We start from the raw sequence: 16,181 nt of genomic DNA, 5'->3' as shown, positions 1-16,181 counted from the left end.
TCGTGAGGCTGTCGCAATAGCCGTCCGTGCCCCGGACCCAGCGAAGCGCGCCGCGTAGCGGCGCGGTGCGCCGCAGAGCCGGGGCCCCGCTTGAGCTTAAGCGGCAGAAGCGGGGTCCCGGTTCTGCGAAGCGGCACTACGTGCCGCATCGCGCCCGGGACACAAGTCGGATTCGGGGCGGGATGAGCGGATGATAAGCGAGGTTTTGCGAGCGGGGATAAGCAAGCGTGAAATTTTTCGGTGTGCCGGGCGCGATGCATGAGGAACGCGAGGGCGTGATACCGAATTGTGCCACGTTCGATCCCGGCTATGATAACCACCATTGTCATTCCGGGGCGCGAGCAGCGTCAGCTGCGAGCGAGCCCGGAATCCATACTCCCAGTGCTCGCGATGGCGTATTACGTCTATCTGATGGCTAGCAGAAAACACGGCACGCTGTATCTCGGCGTGACCAATGACATCGTGCGACGCGGGTATGAGCACCGCACCGAGGCGGTCGATGGTTTCACATCGCGCTACGGCGTCGACAAGCTGGTGTGGTTCGAAATCTACGATGACGCGGTGACGGCGATCACGCGCGAGAAAGAGCTGAAAAAATGGCGGCGGGAGTGGAAGATCCGTTTGATTGAAGCGGAGAATCCGGATTGGACCGATCTCTACGTCAGCATATCCCGCTGACACAGGGGGTATGGATTCCGGGTTCGCTCGCAGCTGGCGCTGCTCGCGCCCCGGAACGACCAATGACAGTCACTCCCCCTCGTCGCTCGCCAGCAGGCCCTTCACGGCCCTGCCCCATCCGGCCAGTTTGCGCTGCCTGGTTGCTGCGCTCATGGCCGGTTTGAAGCGGTGTTGCAGGCGCCAATTGTCGGCGAAGCGGGCGGGTTCGGGATAGATGCCGGCGGACAGGCCGGCGAGATAGGCTGCGCCCAAAGCGGTGGTCTCGGCGATCATCGGGCGGTCGACCGGGGCTTCGAGCAGGTCGGCGAGGCGCTGCATGGTCCAGTCCGAGGCGGCCATGCCGCCGTCGACGCGCAGCACCGTATTGGCCTCGTCGGCGTCGGGCCAGTCGGCGCGCATCGCGGCCCACAGATCGTAGGTCTGGTAGCACACGCTTTCCAGCGCGGCATGGGCGAGCTCGGCCGGGCCGGTGTTGCGGGTGAGACCGAACAGCGCGCCGCGAACGCGCGGATTCCAATAAGGCGCGCCGAGACCAACAAAGGCCGGCACCAGATAGACGCTCTGCGCCGAATCGGACTGATCGGCTAGCGGGCCGGTCTCGGCGGCGTGCGCGATCAGGCCGAGCCCGTCGCGCAGCCATTGCACCGCGGAGCCCGCGACAAAGATCGAGCCTTCCAGCGCATAGGTGCGTTGGCCATTCAGCTGATAGGCGATGGTGGTGAGCAGCTTGTTGTTGGAGACCACCGCCGTCGTGCCGGTGTTGAGCAGCGCGAAGCAGCCGGTGCCATAGGTGGATTTGATCATGCCGGGCGAGAAGCAGGCCTGCCCGATGGTGGCGGCCTGCTGGTCGCCGGCGATGCCCCGGATCGCGATGGCGCCGCCGAACAATTCCGGCTCGGAATCGCCGAAATGATGCGACGAATCCGTCACTTGCGGCAGCATCGAGCGCGGCACCCGCAACAGCTTCAGCAGATCGCGGTCCCATTCGCCGGTATGGATGTTGAACAGCTGGGTGCGGGAGGCGTTGGTGGCGTCGGTCAGATGCACCCTGCCGCCGGTCAGCCGCCACAGCAGATAGCTGTCGACGGTGCCGAACAGCAATTCGCCGCGCTCGGCGCGGGCGCGGGCTTCCGGCACGTGGTCGAGAATCCACGCCACCTTGGTGGCGGAGAAATACGGATCGATGATCAGCCCGGTGCGCTCGGTGATCAGCTTCTCATGGCCCTCGGCCTTCAGCCGGGCGCAGATCTCGGCGGTGCGGCGATCCTGCCAGACTATGGCGCGGTGGATCGCATGGCCGGTGACGCGGTCCCACACCACCACGGTCTCGCGCTGATTGGTGATGCCGATCGCGGCGATCTCGGCCGCGGTGACGCCGGCCTTGGCGATCGCCGCGCGGGCGGTCGCCAGCGTCGAGCGCCAGATGTCCTCGGGCTCGTGCTCGACCCAGCCCGAGGCCGGAAAATGCTGCGGGAATTCCTGCTGCGCCAAGGCGGCGATCGAGGTGTCGTCGCGGAATAGAATCGCGCGCGACGAGGTGGTGCCCTGGTCGAGGGCCAGCACATAGGGCATGGGCTTCTTCCCGTTCGATTGATGTCGGTTTTCACCAACATCAGCCGATCGCGACGGCGGCGTCAATCATGCCGGCGCGGCAATGCCCCGACGACGCAATCCGGAAGCTGCCTGCTTGGCACCCCGGATTGCATCGTCTCCTTCGCAATGACGCTCCGTCGGGCTTAGACGAGCCCGCCGGCCTCGCTGACCTTGGCCAGCAGATAGTCGCTGTCGCCGAAGGTGCGTTCGATCATGGTCAGCCGCTTGAAGTAGTGGCCGATCTTGTACTCCATGGTCATGCCGACGCCGCCATGCAGCTGGATCGCCTGCTCGCCGACGAATTTCAACGACTGGCCGACCTGCACCTTGGCCGCCGCGATGGCGTTGGCGCGCTCCTTGGGATCGTCGAAATCAACCGCCATGGTGGCGAACATCGCCATGCTGCGGGCCTGCTCGACCGCGACGAACATGTCGGCGGCGCGATGCTGCAACACCTGGAAGGTGCCGATCGGGACGCCGAACTGGGTCCGGGTCTTCATATATTCGACGGTCGATTTCAGCGATTCGTCCATCGCGCCGACCGCCTCGGCGCACAGCGCCATGCGGGCGTCATCGACCACCTGCTCGATCAGCGGCAACGCGTTCTCCGGATCGCCGATCGCCGCATCGGCGCCGATCTCGACGCCGGTGAAGGTGATGTCGGCGGCGTGCAAGCCGTCCTGGGTCGGATAGCCTTTCTTGGAGATGCCCTTGGCATTGCCCGGCACCAGGAACACGCCGATTCCGTCGCGGTCGCGCTGGCCGCCCTTGGTGCGCGCGGTCACCACCAGAATATCGGCGGCCTCGCCGTTCAGCACCACGAATTTCTCGCCGTCGAGCACCCAGCCGTCGCCCTTTTTCTTGGCGGTGGTGGAGACGTCGCCGAGGTCATAGCGCGAATTCTTCTCGAGCTGCGCGAACGCCATGGTGGCGCTGCCGTCGATGATGCCCGACAGATATTTTGCCTTCTGCTCGGCCGACCCGCCGCGGCGCAAAAAGCCGCCGCCCAGCACTACGGTCGCGAGATAAGGCTCGAGCATCAGCGCCTTGCCGAGCGCCTCCATCACGATCATGGTCTCGACCGCGCCGGCGCCGAATCCGCCATCGTCTTCCGCGAATGGCAGGCCGAGCAGGCCTTGCTCGGCGAGCTTGCCCCAGACGCTCTTGCTCCAGCCGCCCTTTTCGGCGGCGTATTTCTTGCGTTGATCGAAATCATACGACGTCTTCAACAGCCCGTCGACGCTATCCTTGAGAAGCCGCTGCTCCTCCGACAAATCGAAATCCATTTGTGCTTTCCTCGACTACCAAATTCAAATGTGGGCGTCATTGCGAGGAGCGAAGCGACGACGCAATCCAGTTCTTTTCCTGCAATCCTGGATTGCTTCGCTTCGCTCGCAATGACGACGATGCCGGGCGCAATGCCCCGCGCGACGACGCGCGGCTACAGTCCCAGCACCGCCTTGGTGATGATGTTGCGCTGGATCTCGTTGCTGCCGCCATAGATCGAGACCTTGCGGTTGTTGAAGTAGCTGGGCGCGATCTGCGCGGTCCAGTCCATGGTCTCGTTGGAGCCGTCGTCGCCATGCGCGTCATAGGGCGCGGCGAAGGGGCCGATCACTTCCATCAGCAATTCGGTGGTGGCCTGCTGAATTTCCGAGCCCTTGATCTTGAGCACCGAGGACGCCGGATTGGGCTTGCCCTTGCCGTGCTTGTGCTCGTCGGCGACGACGCGCAGCTGGGTCAGCTCGAGCGCCTTCAGCTCGATTTCGATCATCGCCAGCTTCTCGCGGAATTTGCGATCCTGCATGATCGGCTGGCCGCCGGATTCCACCTGCGACGCCAGTTCCTTGATGCGGCGGATGCGCTCCTTGGAGACGCCGACGCGGGCGATGCCGGTGCGCTCATTGCCGAGCAGGAATTTGGCGTAGTCCCAGCCCTTGTTCTCATCGCCGACCAGATTCTCGACCGGCACCTCGACGTCGTCGAAGAACACTTCGTTGACTTCCTGGCCGCCATCGATGGTTACGATCGGCCGCACGGTGATGCCCTTGGTCTTCATGTCGACCAGGATGAAGGAGATGCCGGACTGCTTCTTGGCCGTGGGATCGGTGCGGCATAGGCAGAAGATCCAGTCGGCATATTGCGCCAGCGTGGTCCAGGTCTTCTGGCCGTTGATGATGTATTTGTCGCCCTTCTTCTCGGCCTTGGTCTTCAAGGACGCGAGGTCGGAGCCGGAGCCGGGCTCGGAAAAGCCCTGGCACCACCAATCGTCGACATTGGCGATGCGCGGCAGGAAGCGGCTCTTCTGCGCTTCGTTGCCGAAGGTGTAGATCACGGGGCCGACCATCGAGACGCCGAAGGCCAGCGGCGCCGGCGCCGGCGCCATCTGCAGCTCTTCGTTGAAGATGTAGTGCTGCACGCTGGTCCAGCCGGTGCCGCCATATTCCTTGGGCCAGTGCGAGACGCCCCAGCCCTTCTTGTTCAGGATCCGCCACCAGGTCACCATTTCCTCCTTGGAGGGGTGGCGGCCCTCGACCAGTTTCTGCCGCGTCGCCGCCGGGACGTTCTCCTTGAAGAAGGCCCGCACTTCGTCGCGAAACGCTATTTCTTCCTTGCTGAAGCTCAGATCCATCGGACCCTCCTTGGTCAATTGAATAGACTTATCTCATTCGTCTCGGCATCGGCAGCGCGCCCCCTCTCCCCGTCGGGGAGAGGGCCGGGGTGAGGGGCCACCGCACGCTCGTCCTGCCGTCCCCCCTCACCCGGATTGCTTCGCAATCCGACCTCTCCCCGATGGGGAGAGGTGAAGAGACGCCAGTCGCGGCGCGCGGCGGTCCAGGCCTAGTGCACGATCTCGAACAGGCCGGCCGAGCCCATGCCGCCACCGACGCACATGGTGACGACGGCGAACTTCGCCTTACGGCGACGGCCTTCGATCAGCGCGTGACCGCTGAGCCGCGCGCCCGACATGCCGTAGGGATGGCCGACCGAGATCGCCCCGCCATTGACGTTGATCTTCTCCGGATCGATACCGAGCTTGTCGCGGCAATACAGCACCTGCACCGCGAAGGCTTCGTTCAGCTCCCACAGGTCGATGTCATCGACGCTGAGGCCGTGGCGCTTCAGCAGCCGCGGCACGGCAAAGACCGGGCCGATGCCCATTTCGTCCGGCTCGCAGCCGGCGGAGACGAAGCCGCGGAAGATGCCGAGCGGCTTCAGGCCCTTCTTGGCGGCCATCGCGTCAGTCATCACCACGGTGGCGCTGGCGCCGTCGGAGAGCTGGCTGGCATTGCCGGCGGTGATGCTGAAGCCGTCGCCGCGCACCGCCTTGAGGCTGGCAAGCCCCTCGGCGGTGGTTTCCGGACGCGGGCCTTCGTCCTTGGACAGCGTCACATCCTTGAACGACACCTCGCCGGTGGCCTTGTCGACGACGCCCATCTTGGTGGTGATCGCGGCGATCTCGTCGTTGAACTTGCCGCCCTGCTGCGCCGCGGCGGTGCGGCGCTGGCTTTCCAGCGAATACTCGTCCTGGCGCTCGCGCGAGATGTTGTAGCGCTTGGCCACGTTCTCGGCGGTGTCGAGCATCGCCATATAGACGTCGCCCTTGATCTTCACCAGTTCGGGATCGACGGCGTGGAATTTGTTGGCGTGATCGTTCTGCACCAGGCTGATCGATTCGCCGCCGCCGGCGACCGCGATCTCGACGCCGTCGAACAGCACCGAGCGCGCCGCCACCGCGATCGCCTGCAGGCCGGAGGCGCATTGCCGATCGATAGTGGTGCCGCCGACCGAGATCGGCAGGCCGGCGCGCAGCAGCGCCTTGCGGGCGATGTTGCCGCCGGTGGCGCCCTGCTGCATCGCGCAGCCCATCACCACGTCCTCGATTTCGCTCGGATCGAGCTTGGCGCGCGACACCGCGTGCTCGATGGCGTGTCCAAGCAGCGTCGCGCCTTCGGTGGCATTGAGCGCGCCGCGATAGGCCTTGCCGATCGGGGTGCGGGCCGTTGAAACGATGACGGCGTCGGTCATGGGCGATCTCCTGTGGGTTGTTGTTGCCGAGCTTGCTGCTCGACGGCTTGTTTGGGCAGTTGGTTGCGTAGTTCGTGGCGGGACAATTTGCCAACCGGGGTGCGCGGCAATTCGTCGACGAATTCAAGCGCGGCGGGCAATTCATGCTTGCCGAGCTTGCCGGTGAGAAAGTCGCGCAGCGCCTCGACGCTGAACGGCGCGGCACCGTCGCGCAGCTTGACGAAGGCCTTCGAGGCCTCGCCGCGATAGGCATCCGGAATGCCGATGACGATCACTTCCTGCACCGCAGGATGTTCGTAGATCGCCTGCTCGATCATCTGCGGATAGACGTTAAAGCCACCGGAGATGATCATGTCCTTCTTGCGGTCGACCAGATAGAAATAGCCGTCGCTATCCATATAGCCGATATCGCCGGTGAGAAACCGGTCACCGACAAAAGCATCGGCGGTCTCCTCCAGCCGGTTCCAGTAGCCGCTGGTGACATTGGGGCCGCGAATGCGGATTTCGCCGACCTCGCCCTGCGCCAGCACCTTGGCCGAATCGTCGAGCGCGACCACGTCGATCTCGATGCCGGGCAGCATCAGCCCGATCGAGCCCGGCTTGTCAGGCCCGACCGGCGGATGGCCGGTGCCGGGCGAGCAGGTCTCGGTCATGCCCCAGCCGCTGGTGAGTTTCAATTTGGTTTTGCGCTCGAAGATCTTCGCCACCTCGACCGGCAGCGGCGCGCCGCCGGAGCCGGCCGATGCCAGCGACGACAGGTCGCGGCTTTCCAGCGACGGATCGTTGGCGAGCGCGATCCACATCGTCGGCACGCCGGGGAACGAGGTCGCGCGCTTCTCCTCGATGTCGCGAAACACCGCGGCGACGTCGAAGCGCTGATGCAGTGAGATCAGATGGCCCTGGCGGATGCAGCGCAGCAGGATCACGGTCAGCGCGTAGATGTGAAACAGCGGCAGCACGCAGATCACGCGGTCGACCACGCCGCTATTGCCGAGGCCCCAGACATGATAGATCGACACCGCCGAGGTCAGGTTGCGGTGGCTCAGCATCGCGCCCTTCGGCAGGCCGGTGGTGCCGCCGGTATATTGCAGCAGCGCCACGTCCTCGGGATCGAGCGCCGGCCATTCGGTGGGCGGCGTCGCATTCGCGGTGAAACCCGCATGAGTGACGATGCGCGGATCATCCGGCAGCGCGGTATGCGGATTGCCGACCGCGCCCCAGCCGTCATCGGAGCAGACGATCAGCCGATCGAGCAGGCCCTTTTGGAGAAATTTCAGCGCCATCGGCAGCAATGCCGCCAGATCGCTGGTGACCAGAATTCGCGCGCCGCTGTCGCGCAGCTTGTGCGACAGCGCGATTTCGCCGTCGAGCGGCGATAGATGCACCACGCGGGCGCCGGCCTTCAGCGCGCCGAAGAAATTGATCGGATGATCCGGCGCATTGCCGAGAAACAGCGCCACCGAGGCGCCCTTGCCGATGCCGGCGCGCAGGAACGACGCCGCGGCGGTCTCGGCCATTTGCTCGAGCTCGGTGTAGCTGATCGCACGATCGCGGAATTCGATCGCCGGCCGCGCACCGTAATCGTGCGCCGCCTGCGCCAGCAGGCCGGGCAGCGTGCCGCGCGCGATCGCCGCGTCCCAGCGCACGCCGTCAGGATAGAATTGCTCGCCGGGATGGGTCATGAGACGCGAACCATTATGTGTTGATCGATGCGACCGCGATATCCCTCCCCCTTGCGGGGAGGGTCGGCCGAGCGAAGCGGAGGCCGGGGTGGGGGTGCCGCGAGCACGGCGCCTGTTGCACCCCCACCCGACCAGCCTTCGGCTGGCCACCCTCCCCACAAGGGGGAGGGAAAAGAGGTGCGGACACCGCGCGACGCCATCACGCCGCTTTCGCCGGCTGCGTCAGCGAGGCGAAGGTCTTGCCTTCGGCGGCGAGACGCTTCAGCAGCGGCGCGGGCTCCAGCGACGGGTCGTTGGTCTCCTTGGCGTAGTAGGACAGCCGCTCGGCGATGTGCTTGAGGCCGACCTGATCGGCATAGAACATCGGACCGCCGCGATAGATCGGCCAGCCATAGCCATAGAGCCAGATCACATCGATGTCGGAGGGGCGCACCGCGATGTGCTCCTCGAGAATCCGCGCGCCCTCATTGATCATCGGATACATCATCCGCTCCAGGATCTCGTCGTCGCTGACATTGCGACGCTTCAGGCCCAGCGTCTGCAGGGTCTTGTCGATCAGCGCCTCGACTTCGGGATCCGGCAGTGCGGCGCGCGAGCCGGCTTCGTATTTGTAGTAGCCCTTGCCGGTCTTCTGGCCGTGGCGACCGGCTTCATACAGCGCATCGGCGATCGGCGACTTGATGCCGCGATCCTGCCGCGAGCGCCAGCCGATATCGAGGCCGGCGAGATCGCCCATCGCGAACGGCCCCATCGGCATGCCGAATTTGGTGACCACCGCATCGACCTGCTGCGGCAGCGCGCCTTCGAACAGCAGCTTCTCGGCCTGCTTGCCGCGCTGCGCCAGCATCCGGTTGCCGACGAAGCCGTCGCAGACCCCGACCACCGCCGGCACCTTGGCGATCTTGCGGGCGATCGACACCGCGGTCAGCAGCGCGTCCGGCGCGGTCTTGGCGGCGCGGACGATCTCGCACAGCTTCATCACGTTCGCCGGTGAGAAGAAGTGCATGCCGAGCACGTCCTGCGGACGCTTGGTCACCGCGGCGATGTCGTCGATGTTGAGATAGGACGTGTTGGAGGCCAGCACCGCGCCGGGCTTGGCATAGGCGTCGATCGCGGTGAACACCTCTTTCTTCACCGCCATGGTCTCGAACACCGCCTCGATGATCAAGTCCGCACCCTTGACGTTCTCCAGCCCGACGACGCCGGTGATCAGCGCCATCCGCTTGGCCGGCGCATCGGCGGGAATGCCGCCCCGCGCCGCGGTGTTCTCGTAGTTCTTCTGCATGATGCCCATGCCGCGCTTGAGCTGCTCCTCGCCGGTCTCGATCAGCGTCACCGGAATGCCCGCATTGGCAAAGGACATCGCGATGCCGCCGCCCATGGTGCCGGCGCCGATGATGGCGACGCGCTCCACCGGACGCGGCTTGGTGCCCTCCGGCACCGCGACCTTGGCGGCCTCGCGCTCGGCGAAGAAGGCGTAGCGCTGCGCCTTCGATTGATCGCTGGTCACCAGCTTGAGGAAGCCCTCGCGCTCCTTCTTCAAACCTTCGTCGAACGGCAGGTCGATCGCGGCGCCGACCGCGTCGGCGGCGGCGAACGGCGCTTCGAGGCCACGGGCCTTCTTGGTCAGCGCGGCGACCGCGTTGGTGAAGATCGAGCGATCGGCTTTCGCCGCCTTCAGCTTGCTATCATCGTCGCGCAGCCGGCGCAGCGGCCGCTTCTCGGCCAGCACCTTGCGGGCGAAGGCCTCGCCGCCGGCGGCCGGGCCTTCGACGATCTCCTCGATCAATCCGTTGGCGAGCGCCTCGGCAGCGCCAATCGGCGCGCCGCCGACGATCATCTTGACCGCGAGTTCGGGACCGACCGCGCGCGGCAGCCGCTGGGTGCCGCCGGCGCCCGGTAGCAGCCCGAGCTTGACCTCGGGCAGGCCCAGCTTAGCGTCCTTGGTGGCGACGCGGAAATGGCAGCCGAGCGCGACCTCGAGGCCGCCGCCGAGCGCGGTGCCGTGAATCGCCGCGATCGTCGGCTTCGGTGAATTCTCCAGCGCGGCGATCACGTCGTTGAGCGCGGGGGGCTGTGGCGGCTTGCCGAATTCGGTGATGTCGGCGCCGGCGATGAAGGTGCGGCCCGCGCAGGTCAGCACGATCGCCTGCACGGCGGGGTCGGCGACAGCCGCATTGACGTTGTCGAGGATCCCGCGACGAACTGCCGCGCTCAGCGCGTTGACCGGCGGGCTGTTCACCGTGATGACTGCAATCGCATCATGGCTTTGGCGCGTGACGACTTCGCTCATGCAACTCTCCCTGGGCTTCGTTTCTTGTCTATTTCGCACTGCGAAATTTAATTCCACATCTTGACAGCGATGGGTTATTTTGAACAGCGTCGCTTGTCAACGAAATCAAATGTGCAGGGAATGAAACGACCAGCCAAAAAAACGGCGACCGATCGCAATTTCGTCGTGGCGCTGTCGCGCGGACTCGACGTGCTTCGCGCCTTTCGTCCCAATGACGGGCTGCTCGGCAATCAGGAGATCGCGGCCCGCACCAACCTGCCCAAGCCGACGATTTCGCGGTTGACCTACACCCTGACCAAGCTCGGCTATCTGACCCAGGTTCCGCGTTTCGAGAAGTATCAACTGGCGCCGGCGGCGATGTTGCTGGGCTATTCGGCCCTGGCGAATCTCGGGGTGCGCCATTTGTCGCAGTCGTTCCGCGACGAATTAATGCAGCAGACCGGCGGCGCGGTCGCGGTCGGCGCCCGCGACCGGCTCAGCATGATCTATGTCGGTCAGGCGCGCTCGAGCCTCACCGTCGGCGTCCAGCTCGATGTCGGCTCCAAGATTCCGATCGCCACCACGGCGATGGGACGGGCCTATATCAGCGTCTTGCCCAACGACGAACGCGCCGCCTTGATGCGCGAACTGCGCGAACATTACGGCAGCCGCTGGCCGCGCGTGAAGGAAGGCATCGAGCGCGCGCAGGAAATGGTTGCAAAGCACGGCTTCGCTATCTCGGCAGGCGAGTGGCAGAACGATGTACACGCGGTGGGTGTCGCGTTGACGCTCAACGACGGCACGGGTCCATACGCTTTCAATTGTGGTGCGCCCGCATTCCGCTTCACGGAAGAACGGTTGCGCAACGATATTGGACCTCGCCTCGTGGCGATGGTAAGGAACATCGAAGCGGTACTCGGAGGGACATCCGGGCCGCAATCAAAAAAACTCGACAACAAGAAAACAAAACAAGGAGGGAAACTTGCCCGTGTGGTTGAGGGGATCAGATAGCCGTCATCATGGCGACTCGGCGCATATGCCTGGTCGACGCCGCGTGCCGCAGGGCCGCCGCACATGACGCAAGCTCAATTGAAGATGCAGTCATCGCCGCTGCTTGAGGTACGTGACGTCAGCGTCGTGTTCGGCGGCATCATCGCGCTCAACGGCGTGTCGTTCGACATGCAGCAGGGCCACATCCTGGGACTGATCGGCCCCAACGGCGCCGGCAAGACCACGCTGTTCAACTGCCTGTCGCGGCTGTACCAGCCGAGCAAGGGCGAAATCCTGCTCAGCGGCGAAAGCATTCTGAATCGGCCGCCGCACCGGATCGCCGAGGTCGGAATCGGCCGCACCTTCCAGAACGTGGCGCTGTTTCCCAATCTGACGGTGCTGGACAACGTCCGGGTCGGCACCCATTCGCGCACCAACAGCGACATCATCTCGGATTCGCTGCGGCTGCCCTGGGTGCGAAACAGCGAGATCAAGCTGAACAAGCGGGTCAACGAGATCCTCGACTATCTCGATCTGCAGGACGTCGCCCACACCACCGTTTCGGGCCTGCCATTCGGCACCCAGAAGCGCGTCGAGCTGGCGCGCGCGCTGGCCGCGCAGCCGAAGATCCTGCTGCTCGACGAGCCGGCGGGCGGGCTCAATCACGAGGAGGTCTACATCCTCGGCGATCTGATCCGCCGCATCCGCGACGATCGCGGCGTCACCGTGCTGCTGGTCGAACATCACATGGGCCTGGTGATGTCGATCGCCGACCGCGTCGTGGCCCTGAATTTCGGCCGCAAGCTGGCCGGGGGAACGCCGACCGAGGTGCAACAGAACCCGGATGTGATCGACGCCTATCTGGGGAGCAAAGACACATGACGATGATGCTCAATGTGCGCGACCTGCGCGCCTATTACGGCCAGGTCCAGGCGCTCCACAGTCTCGAATTCAGTCTCGACGAGGGCAGCCTGACCACGCTGCTCGGCGCCAACGGCGCCGGCAAGACCACCACGCTGCGCGCGATCTGCAACATGGTTCGCTCCACCGGCACCATCGAGTTCGAAGGCAAGTCGCTGTCGGGCCGCTCCACCGAGAGCATCGTCCGCCTCGGCATCGCCCATGTGCCGCAGGGCCGCGGCACCTTCACCACCATGACGGTCGAAGAGAACCTGCAGCTCGGCGCCATCACCCGCAAGGACCGCGCCGCGGTCAGTTCCGACATCGAGCGGATGTATGCGCATTTCCCGGTGCTGAAACAACGCCATACGCAGCAGGCCGGCACGCTGAGCGGTGGCGAGCAGCAGATGCTCGCGGTCGCCCGCGCGCTGATGCTGCGGCCGCGGCTGATGCTGCTCGACGAACCCTCGTTCGGGCTGGCGCCGCTGATCGTGCGCGACCTGTTCCGCATCCTCGGCAAGATCAACCGCGAGGACAAGGTCACCATCCTGGTGGTCGAGCAGAACGCGCAGCTCGCGCTGGAACTCGCCGACCACGCCTATGTGATTGAAACCGGACGCGTCGTGATGTCCGGAAATGCCGATGAAATCGCCAATAACGAAGACATCCGCAAATCGTATCTGGGATATTGAGGAACCGGCCATGGACCTTTTGACCAATCAAATTCTGGCCGGCATCGCCACCGGCGCGATCTATGCCTGCATGGCGCTGGCGGTGGTGATGATCTATCAGGCGATCGATCACCTCAATTTCGCCCAGGGCGAAATGGCGATGTTCTCGACCTTCATCGCCTGGCAGCTGATGCAATGGGGCCTGCCCTATTGGTGGGCTTTCATCGCCACATTGGCGCTGTCCTTCGCCGGCGGCGTCATCATCGAACGCCTGCTGTTCAAGCCGCTGGCCAACGCGCCGGTGCTGACCAATGTCGCCGGCTTCATCGCGCTGTTCGCGATCATCAACAGCGTCGCCGGCCTGACCTGGGACTTCACCATCAAGCAATTCCCCTCGCCGTTCGGCTCCTCGCCGTTTCTCGGCAGCCAGCTGATCTCGACCCACCAGGCCGGGATGATCGGCGTGACCCTGGTGCTGCTGCTGCTGCTCTATCTGTTCTTCCAGTTCACCCGCGTCGGCCTGGCGATGCGGGCGGCCGCAACCCTGCCGGAATCGGCGCGGTTGGTCGGCATCAACACCTCGTGGATGGTGGCGCTGGGCTGGGGCATGGCGGCGGCGATCGGTTCGATCGCCGGCATGCTGATCGCGCCGGTGGTGTTCCTGGAGCCCAACATGATGGGCGGCGTGCTGATCTACGGCTTTGCCGCCGCGGTTCTCGGCGGGCTGTCGAGCCCGTTCGGCGCGGTGGTCGGCGGCTTCCTGGTCGGGGTCTTCGAAAACCTCGCCGGCACCTACATTCCGGAGGTCGGCAATGAACTGAAATTGCCGATCGCGCTGGCACTGATCATCACCGTGCTTGTCATCAAACCCAATGGCCTGTTCGGCCGTGCCATCGTGAAGCGAGTCTGATCATGAGCGCATTGCAAGAAACCATCACCGGCGAAACCCCGGTCGAAGCCACCCCGAAGAAATACATCGCGCTCGGCAATTATGCCTCGGTCGTGGTGGTGCTGCTGTTGATCGTGGCGCCGCTGTTCATGAAGAACTTTCACATCTTCCAGATGACGATGGTGCTGATCTACGCCATCGCCGTGCTGGCGCTCAATATCCTGACCGGCGGCAGCGGGCAGTTCTCGCTGGGCCAGAGCGCGTTCTACGCGGTCGGCGCCTATACGTCGGCGATCCTGATGGAGACTTTCGGCGTCAACTATGCGGTGACGCTGCCGATCGCCGGATTGATCTGCTTCGCCTTCGGCTTTGCCTTCGGCCAACCGGCGCTGCGGCTGTCCGGCATCTATCTGGCGCTGGCGACCTTCGCGCTCGCCACCGCGATGCCGCAGCTGCTCAAGCTCGGCTATTTCGAGCATTGGACCGGCGGCGTCCAGGGCCTGGTCATCACCAAGCCGGACGCGCCGTTCGGGCTGCCGCTGTCGCAGGACATGTGGCTGTACTATTTCACGCTGGTGATCTCGATGGTCATCTACGTGTTCTCCGTCAACCTGCTGAAATCGCGCTCCGGCCGGGCGATGATGGCGATCCGCGACAACGAGATCGCGGCCTCGGCGATGGGCGTCGACGTCGCGCTGTACAAGACCCTGGCGTTCGGCATCAGCGCCGGCATCACCGGCGTCGCCGGCGGGCTCGGCGCCATCGCGGTGCAGTTCGTCGCCCCCGACAGCTACACCATCCAGCTGGCGATCGCGCTGTTCCTCGGCATGGTGGTCGGCGGCGTCGGCTGGCTGCCGGGATCGATCGCCGGGGCGGCTTTCATCGTGTTCGTTCCGAACATGGCGGAAAGCGTGTCCAAGGGGCTGTCGGGAGCCGTGTTCGGCCTGATCCTGATCGCCATCATCTTCCTGCTGCCGCATGGCGCGCGGCAGATCGCCTACACCGTCCAGCACTGGTTCAACAAGCTGGTCCACCGCTAACCCCGCTTCGCAAGAAGAAACGACGTACCCACCCAAGGAGAATCAATGCTTTCCTACCAAAAACTACGAATCGCTGCGCTTTCGACAGCGGTCATCGCCTTCGCCGCCACCTCGGGCAGCGCACTTGCCCAAAAGAAATACGACACCGGCGCCACCGACAAGGAAATCAAGATCGGCAACATCATGCCGTATAGCGGCCCCGCTTCGTCCTATGGGCAGATCGGCAAGACCGAGGCCGCCTATTTCAAGATGATCAACGACCAGGGCGGCATCAACGGCCGCATGATCAATTTCATCAGCTATGACGATGCCTACAGCCCGCCCAAGGCGGTCGAGCAGACCCGCAAGCTGATCGAGAGCGACGAAGTGTTGTTTATCTTCAACTCGCTCGGCACGCCGTCCAACACCGCGACCCAGAAGTACATGAACGCCAAGAAGGTTCCGCAGCTGTTCGTCGCCACCGGCGCCAGCAAGTGGGACGAACCGAAGAAGTTCCCGTGGACGATGGGCTGGCAGCCGAGCTACCAGGTCGAAGCCAAGATCTACGCCAAATATCTGATGAAGGAGAAGCCCGACGCCAAGATCGCCGTGCTGTATCAGAACGACGATTTCGGCAAGGACTATCTGGCTGGCTTCAAAGCCGGCCTCGGCGCCAAGAGCTCGATGATCATCGCCGAGGAGAGCTACGAAATCTCCGAGCCGACCGTGGATTCGCACATCGTGAAGCTGAAGTCGCTCAACCCCGACGTCGTGGTCAGCTTCACGACGCCGAAATTCGCCGCGCAGACCATCAAGAAGATCGCCGAGCTCAGCTGGAAGCCGATGCAGATCGTCACCAATGTCAGCGTCTCCGTCGGCGCGGTGATGAAGCCCGCCGGCTTCGACGCCGCCGAGGGCGTGTTGTCGGCCGACTACCGCAAGGACGGCAGCGATCCGCAGTGGAAGGACGATGCCGGAATGAAGAAGTGGTCGGCGTTCATCGAGAAGTACATGCCCGGCGTGGATAAGTCCGACAACAGCCTGATCTACGGCTATGGCGCGGCGCAAACCATGGTCAAGGTACTCGAGATGTGCGGCGACGATCTGACCCGCGCCAACATCATGAAGCAGGCCGCCAGCATCCAGGGCTTTACGCCCGACACGCTGTTGCCCGGCATCACCATCTCGACCTCGGCGACCGACTTCGCCCCGATCGAGCAGCTGCGGATGATGAAGTTCAGCAACGGCAAGTGGGACCTGTTCGGCGACGTCATCGACGCCAGCTCCACCACGCACTAACCCGGTCCAACGGCCCGACGGGCCGGCGGATTAGCTCAACGCTATCACAATCGGTCCCCGGCGATTCTATCGCCGGGGACTTTTTGTTGGCGGTCCCCAGATCGAGGGTGATCCAGGATCGCCGGTCGGGAGAGGCGACCAAAAATGTTTGGAGCGGCC

13 protein-coding genes are annotated in these 16,181 nt (G+C 64.3%); 7 read left to right on the top strand and 6 right to left on the bottom strand.

What is annotated here, in order from left to right; genetic code table 11:
- Nucleotides 1-390: 390 nt before the first annotated feature.
- Complete coding sequence (locus RBJ75_RS01105; RefSeq protein WP_044419007.1) at nt 391-678, top strand: GIY-YIG nuclease family protein; 288 nt, start codon at nt 391-393, stop codon at nt 676-678.
- A gap of 69 nt (nt 679-747) precedes the next feature.
- Here the strand turns inward: RBJ75_RS01105 and glpK are convergent, their stop codons facing one another.
- The 6 genes from glpK to RBJ75_RS01075 form a co-directional block, all read right to left on the bottom strand.
- Entirely contained in the window at nt 748-2,250 is a 1,503-nt protein-coding gene (glpK, locus tag RBJ75_RS01100) for a glycerol kinase GlpK (RefSeq protein WP_276156351.1), read from the bottom strand.
- A 164-nt stretch (nt 2,251-2,414) separates the two neighbouring features.
- The gene (pimD, locus tag RBJ75_RS01095) at nt 2,415-3,557 is read right to left on the bottom strand and encodes a pimeloyl-CoA dehydrogenase small subunit (RefSeq protein ID WP_044418709.1); all 1,143 of its coding nucleotides are present in this window, start codon (nt 3,555-3,557) and stop codon (nt 2,415-2,417) included.
- Between the two features lie 155 nt (nt 3,558-3,712).
- Nucleotides 3,713-4,903 (bottom strand): pimeloyl-CoA dehydrogenase large subunit, encoded by a 1,191-nt coding sequence (gene pimC, locus RBJ75_RS01090; protein WP_044418711.1) that lies wholly within the window; start codon nt 4,901-4,903, stop codon nt 3,713-3,715.
- 209 nt (nt 4,904-5,112) lie between these two features.
- A complete protein-coding gene (locus RBJ75_RS01085; RefSeq protein ID WP_044418713.1) occupies nt 5,113-6,300 on the bottom strand; it encodes an acetyl-CoA C-acyltransferase in 1,188 nt (395 codons plus the stop codon).
- Nucleotides 6,297-7,982 carry a dicarboxylate--CoA ligase PimA gene (gene pimA / locus RBJ75_RS01080; RefSeq protein WP_044418715.1) on the bottom strand — a complete coding sequence of 562 codons (1,686 nt, stop codon included), beginning with the start codon at nt 7,980-7,982 and terminating at the stop codon, nt 6,297-6,299. Before pimA ends, RBJ75_RS01085 begins: the two co-directional genes overlap by 4 nt.
- A 199-nt stretch (nt 7,983-8,181) precedes the next feature.
- Nucleotides 8,182-10,275, bottom strand: coding sequence for a 3-hydroxyacyl-CoA dehydrogenase NAD-binding domain-containing protein (locus tag RBJ75_RS01075; protein WP_044414985.1), 2,094 nt, complete (start codon nt 10,273-10,275; stop codon nt 8,182-8,184).
- A 120-nt stretch (nt 10,276-10,395) separates the two neighbouring features.
- Between RBJ75_RS01075 and RBJ75_RS01070 the strand changes: the two genes are divergently transcribed.
- From RBJ75_RS01070 to RBJ75_RS01045, 6 genes are all read left to right on the top strand, one after another.
- Complete coding sequence (locus RBJ75_RS01070; protein WP_044414983.1) at nt 10,396-11,265, top strand: IclR family transcriptional regulator; 870 nt, start codon at nt 10,396-10,398, stop codon at nt 11,263-11,265.
- Between the two features lie 63 nt (nt 11,266-11,328).
- Nucleotides 11,329-12,126, top strand: a complete 798-nt coding sequence (locus tag RBJ75_RS01065; protein ID WP_044414981.1) for an ABC transporter ATP-binding protein — start codon at nt 11,329-11,331, stop codon at nt 12,124-12,126.
- Nucleotides 12,123-12,836: an ABC transporter ATP-binding protein gene (locus RBJ75_RS01060; RefSeq protein ID WP_044414979.1), complete on the top strand. Its 714-nt coding sequence runs from the start codon at nt 12,123-12,125 to the stop codon at nt 12,834-12,836. Before RBJ75_RS01065 ends, RBJ75_RS01060 begins: the two co-directional genes overlap by 4 nt.
- Nucleotides 12,837-12,846: 10 nt before the next feature.
- Nucleotides 12,847-13,725 carry a branched-chain amino acid ABC transporter permease gene (locus RBJ75_RS01055; protein WP_044414977.1) on the top strand — a complete coding sequence of 293 codons (879 nt, stop codon included), beginning with the start codon at nt 12,847-12,849 and terminating at the stop codon, nt 13,723-13,725.
- 2 nt (nt 13,726-13,727) lie between these two features.
- Nucleotides 13,728-14,744: a branched-chain amino acid ABC transporter permease gene (locus RBJ75_RS01050; RefSeq protein WP_044414976.1), complete on the top strand. Its 1,017-nt coding sequence runs from the start codon at nt 13,728-13,730 to the stop codon at nt 14,742-14,744.
- A 45-nt stretch (nt 14,745-14,789) separates the two neighbouring features.
- Complete coding sequence (locus RBJ75_RS01045; protein ID WP_276156773.1) at nt 14,790-16,022, top strand: ABC transporter substrate-binding protein; 1,233 nt, start codon at nt 14,790-14,792, stop codon at nt 16,020-16,022.
- Nucleotides 16,023-16,181 lie beyond the last annotated feature (159 nt).

Source organism: Rhodopseudomonas sp. BAL398, from assembly GCF_033001325.1.
GTDB lineage: Bacteria > Pseudomonadota > Alphaproteobacteria > Rhizobiales > Xanthobacteraceae > JARJEH01.
This window is presented reverse-complemented; position numbering and strand designations above follow the sequence as displayed.

What these genes read in the sequence shown, in the direction of transcription:
- RBJ75_RS01105 (WP_044419007.1), top strand. Translation starts at nt 391, where the DNA reads ATGGCGTATTACGTCTATCTGATGGCTAGCAGAAAACACGGCACGCTG.
- glpK (WP_276156351.1), bottom strand. Translation starts at nt 2,250, where the DNA reads ATGCCCTATGTGCTGGCCCTCGACCAGGGCACCACCTCGTCGCGCGCG.
- pimD (WP_044418709.1), bottom strand. Translation starts at nt 3,557, where the DNA reads ATGGATTTCGATTTGTCGGAGGAGCAGCGGCTTCTCAAGGATAGCGTC.
- pimC (WP_044418711.1), bottom strand. Translation starts at nt 4,903, where the DNA reads ATGGATCTGAGCTTCAGCAAGGAAGAAATAGCGTTTCGCGACGAAGTG.
- RBJ75_RS01085 (WP_044418713.1), bottom strand. Translation starts at nt 6,300, where the DNA reads ATGACCGACGCCGTCATCGTTTCAACGGCCCGCACCCCGATCGGCAAG.
- pimA (WP_044418715.1), bottom strand. Translation starts at nt 7,982, where the DNA reads ATGACCCATCCCGGCGAGCAATTCTATCCTGACGGCGTGCGCTGGGAC.
- RBJ75_RS01075 (WP_044414985.1), bottom strand. Translation starts at nt 10,275, where the DNA reads ATGAGCGAAGTCGTCACGCGCCAAAGCCATGATGCGATTGCAGTCATC.
- RBJ75_RS01070 (WP_044414983.1), top strand. Translation starts at nt 10,396, where the DNA reads ATGAAACGACCAGCCAAAAAAACGGCGACCGATCGCAATTTCGTCGTG.
- RBJ75_RS01065 (WP_044414981.1), top strand. Translation starts at nt 11,329, where the DNA reads ATGACGCAAGCTCAATTGAAGATGCAGTCATCGCCGCTGCTTGAGGTA.
- RBJ75_RS01060 (WP_044414979.1), top strand. Translation starts at nt 12,123, where the DNA reads ATGACGATGATGCTCAATGTGCGCGACCTGCGCGCCTATTACGGCCAG.
- RBJ75_RS01055 (WP_044414977.1), top strand. Translation starts at nt 12,847, where the DNA reads ATGGACCTTTTGACCAATCAAATTCTGGCCGGCATCGCCACCGGCGCG.
- RBJ75_RS01050 (WP_044414976.1), top strand. Translation starts at nt 13,728, where the DNA reads ATGAGCGCATTGCAAGAAACCATCACCGGCGAAACCCCGGTCGAAGCC.
- RBJ75_RS01045 (WP_276156773.1), top strand. Translation starts at nt 14,790, where the DNA reads ATGCTTTCCTACCAAAAACTACGAATCGCTGCGCTTTCGACAGCGGTC.